This is a genomic window from Bradyrhizobium sp. RDI18 (genome assembly GCF_043203335.1).
Taxonomy (GTDB): Bacteria; Pseudomonadota; Alphaproteobacteria; order Rhizobiales; family Xanthobacteraceae; genus Bradyrhizobium; species Bradyrhizobium retamae.
Genome location: NZ_JBICRN010000008.1, coordinates 3,276,656 through 3,292,666 on the forward strand (window position 1 = coordinate 3,276,656; position 16,011 = coordinate 3,292,666).

Consider the following 16,011-nt stretch of genomic DNA (forward strand, 5'->3'; position numbering starts at 1 on the left):
TCCTGCGTCAATGATGACCCCGCATAAGATCGCCGCGTTCGATCCGATCGAGGCTCGCCTGCTGATCCGGATGGGCTCCACCGAAGGCAAGCCGGAAAAGGATCAGAACGCGGATGTATTCCGTATCATGGCAGCGGGCTCGGCGCGTGGGCACCTGATGGCAGGTGGGCAATTGTCCGATCTTGGAGCAGTGCGTCCGTCTTCTATTTCCGATTCCACGCTGCCGAGATTTTTAGGCTGTCGTCCCGGAGTAGCACTCCGATCATGCGGCCACTGCGATAGAGCCTGATCGCGGTCAGACAGAGAAATGCCAAGATGCGCTCCCGCGGACCTGAGACACGGGGCGAGAAGAGCAGTGTCCGAAATTCCACAACTGGAGATCCGGCAACTGCGATCGCCCTGCCCAACCAACGCAGCGCACCAAGGCGTCGGGGCCGGATGCGCTCGTAGTCATGAGCGATGTGCCTGTCCCATTTCCCTGTCAGCTCGGCGAAGGTTTTCCGAGCGGGATGAAACACGATCATTTCCGGTACATACCGTATAGCATAGCCTGCCGCGCAGGCGCGCAGGCCCCAATCGCGGTCCTCGGCAACCTCGATCCCCGCGAAGGATCCGACCTCGGCGACGACCGACGGCAACGTTGCAAGATTGCCCGTTCCCGAAAACCCTTCTGCGATGTGTTCGTTGTTGCGGTAGGAATAGATGCTTTCATATGGTTCGAGAAATGTGGGCCGCGAGGGATTTTCGTAACTGACCTGAACATCGCCACCGATGATCCGAGTACGTCGGTCGGCAAAGGCGGCCTCAATCGCAGCGAGCCAGCCGGGATCGGCCCGGCAATCGGCATCGATAAATGCTAGGATGTCACCGCGCGCCTCGCGGATTCCGCGGTTGCGAGCCGGCCCTGGGCCAGGAATGGATTCTGAGACCAGTCGGACATCAGGCCAAGCAGAACAAACCGTGCTGGGCAACCTCGCCGACCCGTTATCGACGACGATGATCTCGATCTTGCTAGTGATGGCGCGCTGGGCGTGCAGGGCTTCCAAACCAAGCGCGAGGTAGGCTTCCTGGTTGAGGTGCGGAATGATGACTGAGATCAGCATTGCCCGTCCGATCAGAAGAACTCGCGCAGGAACGTCTCCAGCGCGAACAGAGCCCAGAGCGTCTTGTCGTGATTCTGCTGTCCTTTTGCATGCTCGTCCAGGTAGAGCCCGACTGTTGCGCGGTCCAGGTAGGGGCCGCTAATGCTATCCGACCCGAGCAGGAGTTCTCGCGCCGGATCGCGCAACGGGCCGCGAAACCATTCCGTCACCGGCATTCTGAAACCGTTCTTCCGCCGGGCTAAAACCGATTTCGACAGTCGTGGGCCCAAAGCCTCACGGACAATCCGTTTAGTAACACCCCATTCGATGCGCTGACTGTCCGGCAAGGTGCTGGCGAACTCCGCGAGCCGAACGTCCATGAACGGTGCGCGCGCCTCAATCGAGGCAGCCATTGTCATCATGTCCATTCGCTCGAGCAGGTTGTCAGGCAGCCAGGACGTCTGATCGAAATGCAGTACACGGCGCAACGGTGTACTTCCCGCCGCCGCACTGAAGGGGCGCGCATCGGGCTGGCGGCAGACCGCGGGGCCGGTCCACAGTGTCTTGCGTTCTGCCGTGGTAAGCGCGCCGAACCAGGAGACCATTCGCTCATCGAACCGGCGCGTGCTCATTGCTCTTGCGGCAATTCTCAATCTCCGGCCCACCGCAGGAGCCGGAGATGTCGCCGCGAGTAGAGCATGCCCCGCGACCGACAGCAGTCCCGGCCCGGCAAGGCGGCCAAGATGCCTCTCCACAAGATGCTTCGGATAGCCACCGAACATCTCATCAGACCCCTCACCCGACAGGATGACCTTCACGTGTTTCGCAGCCTCCACCGACATCATGTAGATCGGCAGATCGGCGGTCTCCGCGATTGGCGCGGCACGATGACGGCTGAGCATTGGTAGCAGCGCGGTCAGGTCATCCGGCACGAGTTCCAGCGATGTATGGGTCGTGCCGATCTGACGTGCGGTTTCGGCGGCGGAGCTCAATTCCGAAGCTGGATCATCCCGGAAACCGACCGAAAAGGTTCTTATTTCAGGGGCGCCGAGATGGGCCAGCGTCGCCACGATCGCCGTGGAGTCGAGCCCGCCCGACAGGAACGCCCCGAGCGGCACATCGGCTCTCAGGCGCAGCTTCACCGCCTCATCGAAGACAGCGAGAAACCCGGCGACGGGGTCAGCGGGTGGCGTACGGTGTAGCGCTGTCTCTTCCGGAGCGGTCCAGTAGCGCCGCGTCGTCATCTCTCCGTTCCGCCATATCAGACAGCTTCCCGGTGGCAGCTTGCGGATATTACGAAAGAAAGTGAAGGGGCCGGGGGCGTAACGCCAGCAGAGGTATTGGTAAAGCGTGTCGATGTCGAGTTCGGCACGCACTTCCGGATGAGTAAGCAAGGCAGCTATTTCGGAGCCGAACACCAGCACCGGCCCGGAAGCCGTCTGCCGCTCGGCGAGGAACAGCGGCTTCTTGCCGAACTGATCCCGCGCTAGCACAACGGTCCGCGTAAGGTCGTCATGCAGCACAAAGGCGAACATGCCCCTGAACCGGGGCAGGCACTCGGCCCCCCAGGTGCGCCAGGCTTCAAGGATAACCTCGGTATCCGAGCAGGTCGTGAATCGGGCGCCACGCGCCAGGAGCTCGTTCCGGATCTCGATGTAGTTGTATATTTCGCCGTTGAACACGACGGTGAACCGTCCGTCATGGCTGGCCATCGGCTGGCTGCCGCCTGCGAGGTCAATGATCGAAAGGCGCCGGTGCCCTAGTGCGGCCACGGCGCCTCCGGAAAGGGGCAAAATGGTCTGTCCTTCGCCATCCGGTCCGCGATGCCTAAGAGCGTCCGTCATGTTTTGAAGGCGTCCGGCATCCGCCGGCGGTCCTATCCATCCCGCAATGCCACACAAGGTCTATGTCCTTCCGTCAGAAAATATCTGTAGTGAATAGAGCTTCATCACAATTGGTCGTGGTTAAAGAACCTCGCTGCAAGATTGCACGGAGATGGCTTCCATAATACAGAATTTCGAGGTTTTTGGCATTGGTTGCAACCGGCAAAGCAGGGATCACGGCGCGTGACGAAAATAACTGGCGAATTCGGGCAGTCTGCGCCCCTCGTTTCCATTATCGTCGTCAGCTACAACACGCGCGAGATGACGCTCGAATGCCTGCGGTCGGTCTTTGCGCAGACACGCCAGCGCTTCGAACTGATTGTGGTGGACAATGCCTCGTCCGACGGATCCGCCGCTGCGGTCGCGGCAGAGTTTCCAGATGTCCGCCTGATGGCGGAAATCGAGAACCACGGCTTCGCCAAGGCCAACAACATAGCTGCGTCCCATGCCCGCGGGGAGTATCTTCTGTTGCTCAACCCCGATACCGTCGTGCTTGAGGGAGCCATCGACCGGCTTCTTGATTTCGCGCGTCGTGTGCCCGAAGCTGGAATCTGGGGCGGCCGGACGCTTCACGGTGACCGCAGCCTCAACCCGACCAACTGTTGGCGGCGCATGACGCTCTGGAGCGTGGCGAGCCAGGTCGTGGGGCTATCGAGCCTGTTCCGCCGCAGCACGCTCTTCAATCCCGAAGGTTACGGCGGTTGGTCGCGCGACAGCGAGCGCGGGGTCGATATCGTCACCGGGTGTTTCCTACTGATCCGACGAGAATTCTGGAAGGAACTCGGAGGTTTTGACCCGAGCTACGTGATGTATGGCGAAGAAGCCGATCTCTGCCTGCGCGCCCAGGCGAAGGGGGCGCGGCCGATGATCACGCCCGAAGCTCAAATCGTCCATTATGCCGGTGCTTCCGAAACAGTGCGGTCCGACAAAATGGTGCGGCTACTGCGTGCCAAGGTGCTGCTGATCCGGCGGCATTTTCCTCGTTGGCAGCGGCCGGCCGGCCTGATGCTCTTCCGGCTTTGGCCGCTCAGCCGATACTGGGCAACGCGCGCGCTAGGGCGGCGTATGGCTGCCCAAACTTGGGGCGAGATCTGGCGACGACGGCCCGAATGGTGGCATGGCTGGCCGGAAACTGGGAACGGCCCGTCTTCCAGTCCCGGCTGATCGGAATGTCAATCGCGCTTCCGCTGTCGAGCTGATCTACATCCGATTTTTTGCTTCTTTTACCAGCAGATGGCAACAGCGGTCGTCTCGTCGGGGCGGGATTGCGCAGACGGAACGAACGCGAGGTGCCCCGCACGGCTGCCATCCAAATGGGCCAGACTCACGCCTTAGGCGCGATCCCGAAATTTTTCCGAACGGCCATAAGCGATTTGGTAATCCCGAAAATTTTTCACGCCCTGGATCTGGGTGATCAGGTCTCCCGCTCCTTTCCGCGGGTTTACGTCGACACTGATATCGTCATTACTTCTCATGCGATTCGAGCGCTGGCGGCCCGTCTCGAACGGGGCGACATGATGGCGGTCGCGCCCACACCCGATTTAGATACAACGGGTTGTTCCTGGCCGGTGCGTCTCTGTTTTTCAATTCGCCGCCGTCTCCAACTTCCCGTCAGGGCTTTGGCGGATCGGCCGTATATGCACTGTCCGAAACCGGGTGCACACGCTTCGCACAGGTTCCGGATGTCATTGCCGACGACACCTTCGTTCGCCGTAAGTTCAAGCCCGAAGAACGGGAGACGCTGACGTCCGCCAGGTCAAAGGTGTTTCCAGCGCGTGGGATTCGGCAGTTGATCACTGTAAGAACTCGTGCGTGCGCTGGGACCTTCGAACTCGCTCGTCGTTTTCCCAAGTTGCGCGCGAACACGAGTGAGACCAACAACCGGGCACTGATCGGATTGTTCAAGGACCGCCGCCTGTGGCCAGGGCCGGCGATTTATTGCTACGTCACCATCGTTGCCCGGTGCAGAGCCGTAGTTCCCTCGCACTTCAGAACTTCCGCCTGGCAACGGGACGATACGTCCCGGCATCCCCTGTCCGCCCCTCACTCTTACCCAACGCGCCCGGCCGGCGGGTTTGGGCGCATACGTCCCGCAACTCCGGATGGAGTGGGCGCATCTCTGGCGTACGATGCGATCTTACGACCGTCTATCCAGCCTGACCTCAGACAGAATTAACCGAGCGCAACTTTAAATGCAGCGCAAAATATTTAAATTGACTCCAGCCTATCATTTAATATATATATCATAGTTGAAATTTAAATAATCCGTTACATGAGAAAGACCCTCACCAGAGGTACGAAACTGGCCACTTATTGTCGCAACGCTCATTTTCAAATTTCCAAACAGGTGCCAGCCGATGCTTCAGAAGGTGCATCAAAACGACAAAGCGTTGTCGTCGCGGTCGCGGCCCAATCGTCCAAAACTATTGGCGGTCGCCTCGGGTGGAGGCCACTGGATCCAACTTATGCGCATCACGCAGGCATTTGCCGATTGCTCGGTCACGTTTGTCACGGTGCATGATTCTTATCGCGATCAGGTTGCAGGCCATAACTTCTACGTCGTCAACGATGCGAACCGCTGGAGCAAAATTGCGCTGTTGAAAGCGGCGGTCAAGCTTGCCGGGATCGTCTGGAGCGAGAAGCCGGATATCGTGATCTCCACCGGTGCGGCTCCAGGATATCTCGCACTTCGGTTGGGGCGAATGATTGGCGCGCGAACCATCTGGCTCGACAGCATCGCCAACGTCGAGCAGCTCTCAATGTCTGGATCGAGAATCGGTCGTTTCGCCGACCTCTGGTTAACTCAGTGGCCCCACCTGACGCGGCCAGGAGGCCCCTATTATGCGGGATCTGTCCTATGATCTTTGTGACAGTGGGTACTCAGGGACATTTCGACCGCTTGGTCCGGACCGTCGACGAATGGGCCGGGAAACACGGACGAACCGACGTGTTCGCCCAGACGGGACCGTCCGATGCAAGCTACAGGCATATTCGGTCTGAGCAGTTTGTCGATCCGGCGAAATTCCGGGAGCACGTTGAATCAGCCAGCTTGGTTATAGCCCATGCAGGCATGGGTTCGATCATTACTGCGCTCGAGTTGGGAAAGCGAATTATTGTCATGCCCCGCCGAGCGAGCATGGGAGAGCAGCGAAACGATCATCAGATGGCCACCGCAAGACGGTTCGCCCAACAGGGACGTATCGAAGTTGCGTTCGACGAACGTGAGTTGCTGGACAAGCTGGATCATCTGGATGTCATCGACGAAACCGAGCCGCTAAGCCCGCAGGCGTCACAAGATCTCATTGCATCCATCCGCGCGTTCATCAGGACGGGACACGTTGATGTCGAAGCGCATCGGCTTAGGTACGATCAGATGACGTTACAGAACGGCCGATCATCTGTGCCTTCTGCGCGACGCGAGGACACAGGGCTCGACTTCGTCCACAGCTCGCCGGTCGTGCCGATCCTGGGCGAAGTCGGAAGCGAACCAAAATGATTGCAGAAGATCTTTCTGCCGAGACGTGCCGCTATACGCTGAAAGTTCCACTAATTAAAGAATTATAGGTGCTTGAAATGATCGGGATTGGCATTGTCGGATATGGATACTGGGGTCCGAACCTCGTCCGCAATTTCGCGAGCAACGAGTCGTCGCGTGTTATCGGAGTTAGTGATCTGGATGCGGCAAAGCTATCCGCTTGCACGCGTCGCCACCCCGAAATATCGACGACTTCCAATTTCACCGAACTTCTGCGCAATCCGCGCGTAGATGCCATCGCGATCGCAACGCCGGTTCACACACATTTTGAGCTAGCTCTCGCTGCACTGAACGCAGGAAAGCATGTGCTTGTAGAGAAGCCACTTGCTCAAACGTCCGACCAAGTGTGCCGTCTCGTCGACGAAGCCGATCGGCGCGGGTTGACGCTGATGGTAGATCACACCTTCCTATATACGCCGGCGGTGCAGAAGATCCGCGAACTCATCCTTCAGGACCAACTTGGCGAGATCTTTTATTACGACAGCACGCGATCGAGTCTCGGTCTATTCCAAAGCGATGTGAATGTGATCTGGGACTTGGCTGTCCACGACCTCTCTATCATCCAGTATCTCCTTGACGAGGACCCAATTGCGGTTTCGGCGACGGGATCAAGCCATGTCACCGGTTCACCGGAGAACATGGCGCATATCACGTTGTTCTTCGAGGGCAAGTGCGTCGCTCACGTCAGCGTCAATTGGCTCTCTCCCATAAAGGTGCGCCAGACGTTTGTTGGCGGCAGTAAGAAGATGATCGTTTATGACGACCTTGAGCCCACCGAAAAGATCAAGGTCTATGACAAGGGCATCACTCTAAATGCGCAGGCCGAGAATGCCCATCAATTCCGGATCGGATATCGGGCTGGCGACATGTGGGCGCCCCATATCTCGACGAAGGAGGCACTGCAATCCGAGGTCGAACATTTCGTCGAATGCGTGAGCACCGGCGCATCGCCGATTTCCAATGGTCTATCCGGCCTACGGGTGATCGAGGTGCTGGAAGCGGCGTCTCGTTCGATCGCCGATCACGGCGCGCCGGTCAGGCTGAAGCAGCAGCGCCCTATTTCAGAGCGCGTCAGGGCGATTGCTTGAGCTACGATGGCCGGAGACGCTCCTGATCGGACAAAAGCTGTGACAGACTCGCAATGAACTCCGTGCAACGCTCAATCTTCTTCTCCGCGGTCGAGCGATACGCGAGTTTGGTCCTGTTCTTTGTCTCGACCGCAGCCCTGGCGAGACTGCTGACGCCCAAGGAGTTCGGCATCTATGCGGTCGTTCTCGCAGTGACGTCGGTATTTTCGGCGTCGTCCCAGGAGTTCGGCGGGCCCAATTATCTCATTCAGAAGGCTTCTCTCTCGGAAGAGAACATCAGGGCCGCATTTACGATTACGTTTGGCCTGTCGGTCGTGATCGGAGTTCTCCTTTATCTGATCGGCGGCGCTCTCGGCGCGGTACTCGGCGCCAACGGTGTCGAAGCGGGCATTGGCATTGCCGTTCTCAATTTCGGCATCACTCCGTTCTCGATGACGATCATCGCGCTGCTTCGTCGCAACATGCAGTTCGGCATCATAGCGGCCAGCAACCTCGCGTGCAGTTTCACGGTGGTAGTCGTGTCGATCGGGCTCGCGGTGATGGGCTACAGCTATCTTGCGCCGATCTGGGGAATGATTGCCGGAAGCGCCGTTCAGGCAGTGTATCTGATCGGAATGCGCCGGGATTTGCGGATCTTCAGGCCCTCGCTCGCAGGGTATCCGGAAATCGTCCGGTTCGGACTGTACTCGAGCGGGGTGGTCCTTATCAACGTGTTCTACAATTCGGCGCCCCAGCTCTTCCTCGCGCGCATGCTGGATTTCGCGGCCGTCGGCCTTTACAGCCGGGCAGTGACCTTGACACAGATGTTCGACAGGCTCGTGATCCAGGTCATCAGTCCAGTGATCATGCCGGCCATCTTTGCTCAGACCAGCGCCGGCGCGAACCTTAAACGCATCTATCTCCATGCAATCTCGCTGCTAACGGTTCTGCATTGGCCGTTCCTGATCTTCATGGCGGCGATGGCCAAGCCGATCATTTCGGTTTGGCTGGGCCCCTCCTGGCTGGAGGTGGTTCCGTTGGTCCGTCTGCTATGCATTGCTCATCTTTCGCTATTCGCCGCCTGCCTCACCTACCCTATCCTGGTCGCCGCCGGGAGCGTGCGAGACACGCTACTCTCGTCGCTAATCTCATTGCCGCCGTCGCTCCTCATCATGTTTGCCGCGTCTTTCTTCGGCGTGGAGGCCGTGGCGGCATCGGCACTGCTGACGTTGCCATTCCAAGCGGCCGTGGCGATCCACTACGTAGGTCGGCATCTCAATTTGCGGCTGGCCGATCTCATTCACTCAATGCAAAAGAGCGGTATCGTCGCTGTCTGCAGTGGCGCAACAGCCGCTATCTGTGCGTCGTTGGTCGAACAGGGCATGATAGGACCTGCGGCCGGCATTCTGGTCGCCTGTGCGTCCGCTGCAGGCGTATGGATCGCCGCGCTGTTCGCGGTGCAGCATCCGCTGCTGCCGGAGCTAAAGGCTCCGATCGCTCGCGTCCGTTCCGCGACCTCGCGCTTGGTAGGCCATGTCCCGGTTCCAGCGGCCAGGACGGACCGCGACATTTGCTGAGAGTTCCCTGTAACATCGAGAGAAGGTGCCATGCCCATCGCAGAAAACGTCCAGCTCGGTCATGATGTGCGGATAGTTCATCCGGATCTCGTCAATCTCTACGGTTGCTCGATTGGCGACGAGTCGCGGCTCGGCACGTTTGTCGAAATCCAGGCCGGCGCAACCATCGGCGCTCGCTGCAAGATCTCTTCGCACAGCTTCATCTGCGAAGGCGTGAGCATCGAGGACGAGGTGTTCATCGGGCACGGCGTGATGTTCACCAACGACAAATATCCGAGGGCAACAGCCGCGGATGGACGACCTCAGGGCCCTGCCGACTGGACCGTGGAGCCGACGCGTATCTGTAAGGGAGCGTCGATTGGGTCCAATGCAACCATCCTGTGCGGCATAACCATTGGTGCTGGAGCCATTGTCGGTGCCGGCGCGGTGGTGACGAAGGATGTTCCCTCAGGCGCAGTCGTGGCGGGGGTGCCTGCACGCGTCATGCCGGCGCCAGAGGCTCAGCCTCTCTTGCAGGCCGCGCGCGTCACGGCCTGACCGCGCGGTTTACCAAATGACTCGATTAAATCAAATCTGACAAATATTCTTTTATTTGTTTGCCATTATAGCTCTATTTAATTTAAATAGCGATGTAGATAATAATCGAGGCGGCCGATTGGACGTCGATATGCAGGGATCAGGACATTGATACCGTTTCTGGATTTGAAAGCTCAGTATCGCCAGATCAAGCCGGAAGTCGATGCCGCGGTCATGCGCGCGATCGATAGCACGCAATTCGTGTTGGGACCGGAGGTCATGGCCTTCGAGAAGCGTTTTGCGACCTATTGCAACGTCAGCCATTGCTACGCCGTCAACAGCGGCACCTCGGCTCTGCATCTGGCGCTGCTTGCGGCAGGCGTAGGCCCCGGCGATGAGGTCATCACCGTGTCGATGACCTTCGTCGCAACTACAGCCGCAGTGCTTTACAGCGGTGCGAAACCTGTCTTCGTCGATGTCGATCCCGTCACCTGGACGATGGAGCCGGCCTTGATCGAGGCCGCGATCACGCCGCGAACGAAGGCGATCTTGCCTGTCCATTTGCACGGTCTGATCGCGGACATGGATCCCATCATGGAGATCGCTCGCCGACACGGGCTCGTCGTGATCGAGGACGCCGCGCAAGCCCACGGCGCCGAATACAAGGGGCGGCGCGCAGGGTCGATCGGTGATTTAGGCTGCTTCAGCTTTTATCCCGGTAAGAACCTCGGCGCCTTTGGCGAAGGCGGGGCGGTGGTGACCAATCAGTCAGACTTCGCCCGACGAATTGCGCTGCTCCGCGATTGGGGACAGGAAACCAAGTACAATCACGTCGTCGCCGGCTACAACTATCGCATGGACGGCGTCCAGGGCGCGGTCCTCAACGTCAAGATGAACTACATCGAAGCTTGGACCGAGGCACGCCGGTCAGTGGCCGCACAGTATGATCGCCTGCTGGCGAAGCATCCAGTTGCGCGGCCACATCCGCCCACCCATAGCCGGCACGTCTATCACGTCTATGCACTTGGCCTGCCACGCCGCGATGAGGCGTTGAGCGCGCTTCAGGAAGCCGGCATCGGCGTGGGTATTCACTATCCCGTTCCGGTCCATCTGCAGAAGGCCTACGCCAATCTCGGCTATCGCGCCGGCGATTTCCCGGTCACCGAACGGCTGGCCCAACAATTTCTCTCGCTCCCAATCTATCCAGAGCTACGTCCGGAGCAGGTAGTCGAGGTCGTGACACAACTCGAGCAGGTCGAGCTCGCCGAGACCGCTTAGGTCTTCGGTTGATAGGGACCAGCTTTCATGAGCCGATACCGGTAACACCCACTGATAGGAGAGCATCTTGGCTGATCTGAAGGGGAAACGAATTCTGGTCACCGGCGGAGCCGGATTCATCGGCTCGCATATCGTCGATCTCCTGTGCAACGAGGGCTGCGCCGAAATTGTCGCGCTCGACAACATGATCAGAGGACGACCGGAAAATCTCCGACGGGCGATGACCCGCGGGCCCGTTCGCATGGTCCAGGGCGACATCCGTGACGGCAAGCTGATGGCATCTCTTGTTCAGGCTGCCGATATCGTCTTCCACCAGGCCGCCCTGCGCATCACCCATTGCGCGGCCGAACCGCGCCTGGCCAAAGAGGTCATGGTCGACGCGACGTTTGACTTGCTCGAATTGTGCGTCAAGCGCGGCATCGAGAAAGTCATCGCCGCATCCTCCGCGTCTGTATACGGCATGGCAGAGGAGTTTCCGACCAGCGAGCGGCAGAATCCTTACGACAACCGCACCCTCTACGGGGCCGCCAAGGCCTTCAACGAAGGTCTGCTTCGCTCATACAAGGACATGTATGGGCTCGATTACGTCGCCTTCCGATACTTCAACGTCTACGGCGACCGGATGGATATCCACGGTCGCTACACCGAGGTGTTGATCCGCTGGATGGAGCGGCTCGAAGCCGGATTGCCACCGATCATCTTCGGTGACGGTCAGCAGACCATGGACTTCATTCATGTTCGTGATGTCGCGCGCGCGAATATCCTCGCGGCCCGATCAAGGGTGACCGACGATGTGTTCAACGTTGCGAGCGGAACCGAAACCAGCCTGATACAGCTCGCACAGGCGCTTGCTTCGGTTATGGGCCATCGTAACTTGACGCCGGAATTCGCGCCGGAGCGTTCGATCAATCCGGTGCCACGTCGGCTGGCGTCGACAGAGAAGGCGGAACGGCGGCTCGGCTTCCGTGCGACCGTCCCGCTCGAGCAGGGTCTCGCCGATCTCGTGAAATGGTGGCGGGTCGAACGCGGATCGCTCTCGGCGAGCCGCCAGCAAGAGGCGGCTGCCTCGTGATCCCGATTGCGCTGCCACTTCTCGGCGACGATGAGGCCGAAGCGGCTCGGGAAGCCGTGCTCTCCGGCTGGGTTTCGCAAGGGCCGCAGGTGGCCGCCTTCGAGCGTGACTTTGCGGCTCTGGTCGGCGCGCCCCATGCGTGCGCCGTTTCCAACTGCACTACGGCATTGCACCTTGCCCTAGCCGCACTCGACATCGGTCCGGGTGACGAAGTGATCACGGCCAGCCATTCCTTTATCGCGACCGCCAATTGCGTGAGATATTGCGGCGCTACTCCCGTTTTCGTCGACATCGATCCGGACACCTACAACATCGATCCCGACCGCGTGGCCGAAGCGATCACGTCCAACACACGCGCGATCATCGCGGTCCACCAGATGGGGATGCCCTGCGATCTCGCCGCGCTCGTTGCGATCGCCGATCGCCATGGCATTGCCCTTATCGAGGACGCCGCCTGTGCTGCAGGGAGCCAGATCCGCATGAACGGCGGCTGGGATCGGATCGGCAAGCCCCACGGCCGGATCGCGTGCTTCTCCTTCCATCCCCGGAAGGTGATCACGACCGGCGAAGGCGGAATGCTCACGACCTCAGATCCCGAGCTCGACCGAAAGTTCAGGTTGCTTCGCCAACACGGCATGAGCGTCCCGGACACCGTGCGGCACGGCTCTCCGCAAGTGATCTTCGAGGACTATCTCGCCGTCGGCTTCAATTACCGCATGACCGACATCCAGGCCGCGGTCGGCCGCAAGCAGCTTACGAAATTGTCGGACATCGTGAGCCGCCGCCGGGCCGTTGCCGCGCGCTATGCGGAATTGCTGGGTAACATCGAAGGGCTGAGCTTGCCATTCGAGCCGGAGTGGGCCCGCTCCAACTGGCAGAGCTATTGCGTGCGTCTGCCGGCCCGGCTGGATCAGAAAGCCGTCATGCAGAGCCTCCTCGATCAAGGTATCGCCACACGCCGCGGCATCATGTGCTCGCATCGCGAGGCGCCCTACGCGGAGGCGGCGCGACGCCACGATCTCGGACAATCGGAACTTGCGCAGGATCATTCGATCCTGTTGCCGCTCTATGCACAAATGACCGATACGGATCTTGAGCTGGTCGCTTCTGCGCTGCGGGCTGAGGTCAACCGATGACCGGCCAGACTTCTTTCAGCGTTGTGATCCCTTGCTACAACTATGCGCGCTATCTCAAGGCCTGCGTCGAAAGCGTCCTCAGCCAAGGCGTCAAAGTACAGGTGATAGTCATCGATGACTGCTCAACTGACGAAACGCCAGCGATGGGTACCGCTCTCGCGAAGGATCCGCGGGTGATCTTCCATCGCCACGAAGTCAATCAAGGCCACATCAAGACCTACAATGAGGGCCTCGCCCTTGCCACCGGTGACTACACCGCGCTGATATCCGCCGATGACTTGCTCACACCTGGCGCCCTGAAGCGAGCGCAGGCGGTTTTTGACTCCCATCCAGAAGTCGGCATGGTTTACGGACATGCACCGTACTTCCAGTCGAACGACGAATTGCCGAAGCCCCGCATCGGCAAACCGCGAGTCGATATCTGGGATGGCCGGAAATGGATTGCGCAGCGTTGCAAGACCGCGACATCGTGCATCTCTTCTCCCGAGGTGGTCGTCCGGACGTCACTTCAACGGCAGCTCGGGGGGTATTGCGCCGATCTTCCTCATGCGGGGGACCTGGAGATGTGGCTGCGGTTTGCCGCGCACTCATCTATCGCCTATCTGGCCGAGGTGGACCAGGCGTACTATCGCCGGCACACTGCCAGCATGCAGTCGACAACGTTCAATTCCATACTTGCAGATCTCAAGCAGCGGAGAGCTGCATTTGAAGCTGTATTTCGCGTGCACGGACACAAGATCGAAGACGTGGAGCAGCTTCGCGAAACTGCGCTCCGCGCTCTCGCCAAAGAAGCCCTTTGGAGAGCATGCTGGTCCTATGATCGCCGCCGCCTTGACAGAGTTTCCGTTGATGATCTGGAGGCGTTCGCCTTGGCAACCTATCCAGGCGCAAGTTCGCTAAACGAGTACCGGGGATTGCGCTGGCGTCAACGCCTTGGTCCGCGGTGGCCGCCTATCCTGCAGCCGGTTTTGCCAAGCGGCTATGTTCACTGGGTAAAAGGTCAACTCTGGGGGCGACGGCGCCGCTTATTTGGCGTTTAGTCTTTTCGTCCCAGTTCCCCGGCAAGGGAGGCCATTATTAGCTTCGATGGCTCCCTCGCCGTCTATTGATAAGCCGGATTGTTGGTGACTTGGGTTGCAAAGGCGCGCCAACACCTTGGCGTACAGCACGAACTAGCCGCCGAGGAGCAGGCGGATTGGTGACGATGGGGGCTTGACACCGATTTCGTACGGCGCGGCGGCCTTGCCTTGCCGATGCATTCGACCTCCAGCGAAGGAATGAAGCTTCCAGCCGCGCTGGCGCTGCTGCGGCGAGCGGATCTGGAGTGGCCGCCCGAGCGGAAGGGCGAACGCCTCTTCGAGGACTGGCCGACCTTCGATCTTGCGGCGGATTTCACAGATGTCCGGTCGAGCCGGCTGCGCAGGATCGCAACTGCCGCTGATGCCGGTTGGACTGTTTGGCTGATCGCCGCATGCGGCAGCCTGAAATGCGGACAGGGGATCACGCTTCGCCCTTTCGAAAACAAAAATTCCAGGGTTCCGGTGCCGACAGCACCAGAACTCTGCAATCTCAAAACAGCCCGTCCGTTCTTCAAGTGCGGCTCGCTCGCGTGCTTCGACTGCATGCCGCCGCTCGAATAAGATACGTACACATTCAAAGATTTATCGTGTGTCCGCCCTCAATACGAAATCGATCTTGCCATCGCCTGATCTTGGGGCTGATCTTCCGCATACGCTGTCACTGAGCGACGAAGAGCCGTTGCGACGATCCGCCCCGCCTCCTCCCAAGATGCTGAGGATACGCTGGACGATGCGGAAGTGGCTAGCGCCACAAAATTGTCAGTAGATACTACGTCGCTCAGAGCATCAGCCAATGCATGGGGAGTCGAAAGTGCGTAACGCACAAATGAGTTGCTTAGAACAACGCGGTTGTGCTCAGCATCATTCACAACCGGAATGCATCCAGCCGAGAGCATTTCGTGCGGAACAAGAGAGACATTGGTCATCGACAGGCTTAATCCTGCAAAGCAGCGATTATAGATGCCATTGAGTTCGCTCGGCCGCAGTAACCCGTGATCCTTAAAAGGAAACGGCAACGTGCCGACGCGGGCACCATAGAAGTGGATCGCTATATGCGGATGCCGCTCGGCAAACAGCTGGAGAGCCATAACGCCGAGTTCAAAGGCTCGCCGCGGTACATCAGGTTTAGCGTAGAATACAACTCCATCTCGGACACCATCTCTGTTCACAATGTGATAGGTGCTGTCACAGCCGAAATCGAATGAGTCCGCCGTCATTCCGTACTCTGCCCGCAGCTTCTCTGCAAGAAATCGGCCCGCAGTGATCGCATGAAAGCCCATGCGATAGGTATGTTCTGCGAGGACGTTGCGGGCACCCGGTGGATGAAACCATGGTTCAAAATCCTGGACGAGGTAGAAACGCATGCCGCGACAACGATCATTGAACACCGAATATGCGGTCGGCCATGCGGTTGCCACGACAGCGTGAGCGTCAGCCATTCCGCCGGCCGCATCGTGTATTTCCCCGTTGAATCTCGGAAACGCCCTGCGTACTTGACGGCTATAATAGGCGGCATCGCCTCCATAAACGTCATAGAGGTAGACGCGGCAGATATTTCCGGTTCGCTCCAAATACTCGATTAAGCGGAAAATAGTGGTGTGACCGCCGGAGCCTGCGTGCGGAGGCGCCATAACCCAATTTACCACCAGGGGACCTTTCCCGTCGAAAGGTAATGGCGGCCAAGACCGGCGTACTCGAATATCCGCTGACAGCACGTCGGCCGGCCGAACTTCCAGAGGTGTAGATGTTGGGGCAATGCGATCCGCAATTGCGCGTTGCAACCAGT

Annotated in this window: 12 protein-coding genes and 3 pseudogenes; 11 read left to right on the forward strand and 4 right to left on the reverse strand. The window is 59.1% G+C overall.

Annotated elements, in window-relative coordinates:
- Positions 1–203: 203 nt before the first annotated feature.
- Both ACFXS9_RS24720 and asnB read right to left on the reverse strand, forming a co-directional pair.
- A complete protein-coding gene (locus ACFXS9_RS24720) occupies positions 204–1,103 on the reverse strand; it encodes a glycosyltransferase (RefSeq protein ID WP_392692976.1) in 900 nt (299 codons plus the stop codon).
- An 11-nt stretch (positions 1,104–1,114) separates the two neighbouring features.
- Positions 1,115–2,983 carry an asparagine synthase (glutamine-hydrolyzing) gene (gene asnB / locus ACFXS9_RS24725; RefSeq protein WP_392692979.1) on the reverse strand — a complete coding sequence of 623 codons (1,869 nt, stop codon included), beginning with the start codon at positions 2,981–2,983 and terminating at the stop codon, positions 1,115–1,117.
- A 165-nt stretch (positions 2,984–3,148) separates the two neighbouring features.
- On the opposite strand from asnB, the gene ACFXS9_RS24730 reads away from it, so the two are divergent.
- The 11 genes and pseudogenes from ACFXS9_RS24730 to ACFXS9_RS24780 all read left to right on the forward strand — a co-directional run bounded on the left by ACFXS9_RS24730 (position 3,149) and on the right by ACFXS9_RS24780 (position 14,186).
- Complete coding sequence (locus ACFXS9_RS24730) at positions 3,149–4,129, forward strand: glycosyltransferase family 2 protein (protein ID WP_392692982.1); 981 nt, start codon at positions 3,149–3,151, stop codon at positions 4,127–4,129.
- Between the two features lie 1,193 nt (positions 4,130–5,322).
- Positions 5,323–5,826 (forward strand): UDP-N-acetylglucosamine--LPS N-acetylglucosamine transferase, encoded by a 504-nt coding sequence (locus ACFXS9_RS24735; RefSeq protein WP_392692985.1) that lies wholly within the window; start codon positions 5,323–5,325, stop codon positions 5,824–5,826.
- Positions 5,823–6,461, forward strand: coding sequence for a glycosyltransferase (locus ACFXS9_RS24740; RefSeq protein WP_392692988.1), 639 nt, complete (start codon positions 5,823–5,825; stop codon positions 6,459–6,461). Before ACFXS9_RS24735 ends, ACFXS9_RS24740 begins: the two co-directional genes overlap by 4 nt.
- A gap of 77 nt (positions 6,462–6,538) precedes the next feature.
- On the forward strand, positions 6,539–7,588 hold the full coding sequence (locus ACFXS9_RS24745; protein ID WP_392699994.1) for a Gfo/Idh/MocA family protein: 1,050 nt from the start codon (positions 6,539–6,541) through the stop codon (positions 7,586–7,588).
- A 53-nt stretch (positions 7,589–7,641) separates the two neighbouring features.
- Positions 7,642–9,144: an oligosaccharide flippase family protein gene (locus ACFXS9_RS24750; RefSeq protein ID WP_392692991.1), complete on the forward strand. Its 1,503-nt coding sequence runs from the start codon at positions 7,642–7,644 to the stop codon at positions 9,142–9,144.
- A 30-nt stretch (positions 9,145–9,174) separates the two neighbouring features.
- Positions 9,175–9,336: pseudogene (locus tag ACFXS9_RS24755) on the forward strand (N-acetyltransferase); the annotation flags it as partial.
- A gap of 60 nt (positions 9,337–9,396) precedes the next feature.
- A pseudogene (locus ACFXS9_RS24760) lies at positions 9,397–9,627 on the forward strand (DapH/DapD/GlmU-related protein); the annotation flags it as partial.
- 201 nt (positions 9,628–9,828) lie between these two features.
- Positions 9,829–10,938, forward strand: coding sequence for a DegT/DnrJ/EryC1/StrS family aminotransferase (locus tag ACFXS9_RS24765; RefSeq protein ID WP_392692994.1), 1,110 nt, complete (start codon positions 9,829–9,831; stop codon positions 10,936–10,938).
- 76 nt (positions 10,939–11,014) lie between these two features.
- Positions 11,015–12,010: an NAD-dependent epimerase/dehydratase family protein gene (locus ACFXS9_RS24770; protein ID WP_392699996.1), complete on the forward strand. Its 996-nt coding sequence runs from the start codon at positions 11,015–11,017 to the stop codon at positions 12,008–12,010.
- Positions 12,007–13,146, forward strand: a complete 1,140-nt coding sequence (locus ACFXS9_RS24775; protein ID WP_392692996.1) for a DegT/DnrJ/EryC1/StrS family aminotransferase — start codon at positions 12,007–12,009, stop codon at positions 13,144–13,146. The genes ACFXS9_RS24770 and ACFXS9_RS24775 overlap by 4 nt, the downstream gene beginning before the upstream one ends.
- Positions 13,143–14,186 carry a glycosyltransferase gene (locus ACFXS9_RS24780; RefSeq protein WP_392692999.1) on the forward strand — a complete coding sequence of 348 codons (1,044 nt, stop codon included), beginning with the start codon at positions 13,143–13,145 and terminating at the stop codon, positions 14,184–14,186. The genes ACFXS9_RS24775 and ACFXS9_RS24780 overlap by 4 nt, the downstream gene beginning before the upstream one ends.
- 171 nt (positions 14,187–14,357) lie before the next feature.
- On the opposite strand, the pseudogene ACFXS9_RS24785 reads toward ACFXS9_RS24780, so the two are convergent.
- Positions 14,358–14,607: pseudogene (locus ACFXS9_RS24785) on the reverse strand (IS5/IS1182 family transposase); the annotation flags it as partial.
- 217 nt (positions 14,608–14,824) lie between these two features.
- Entirely contained in the window at positions 14,825–15,871 is a 1,047-nt protein-coding gene (locus ACFXS9_RS24790; protein ID WP_392693002.1) for a glycosyltransferase family 1 protein, read from the reverse strand.
- Positions 15,872–16,011 lie beyond the last annotated feature (140 nt).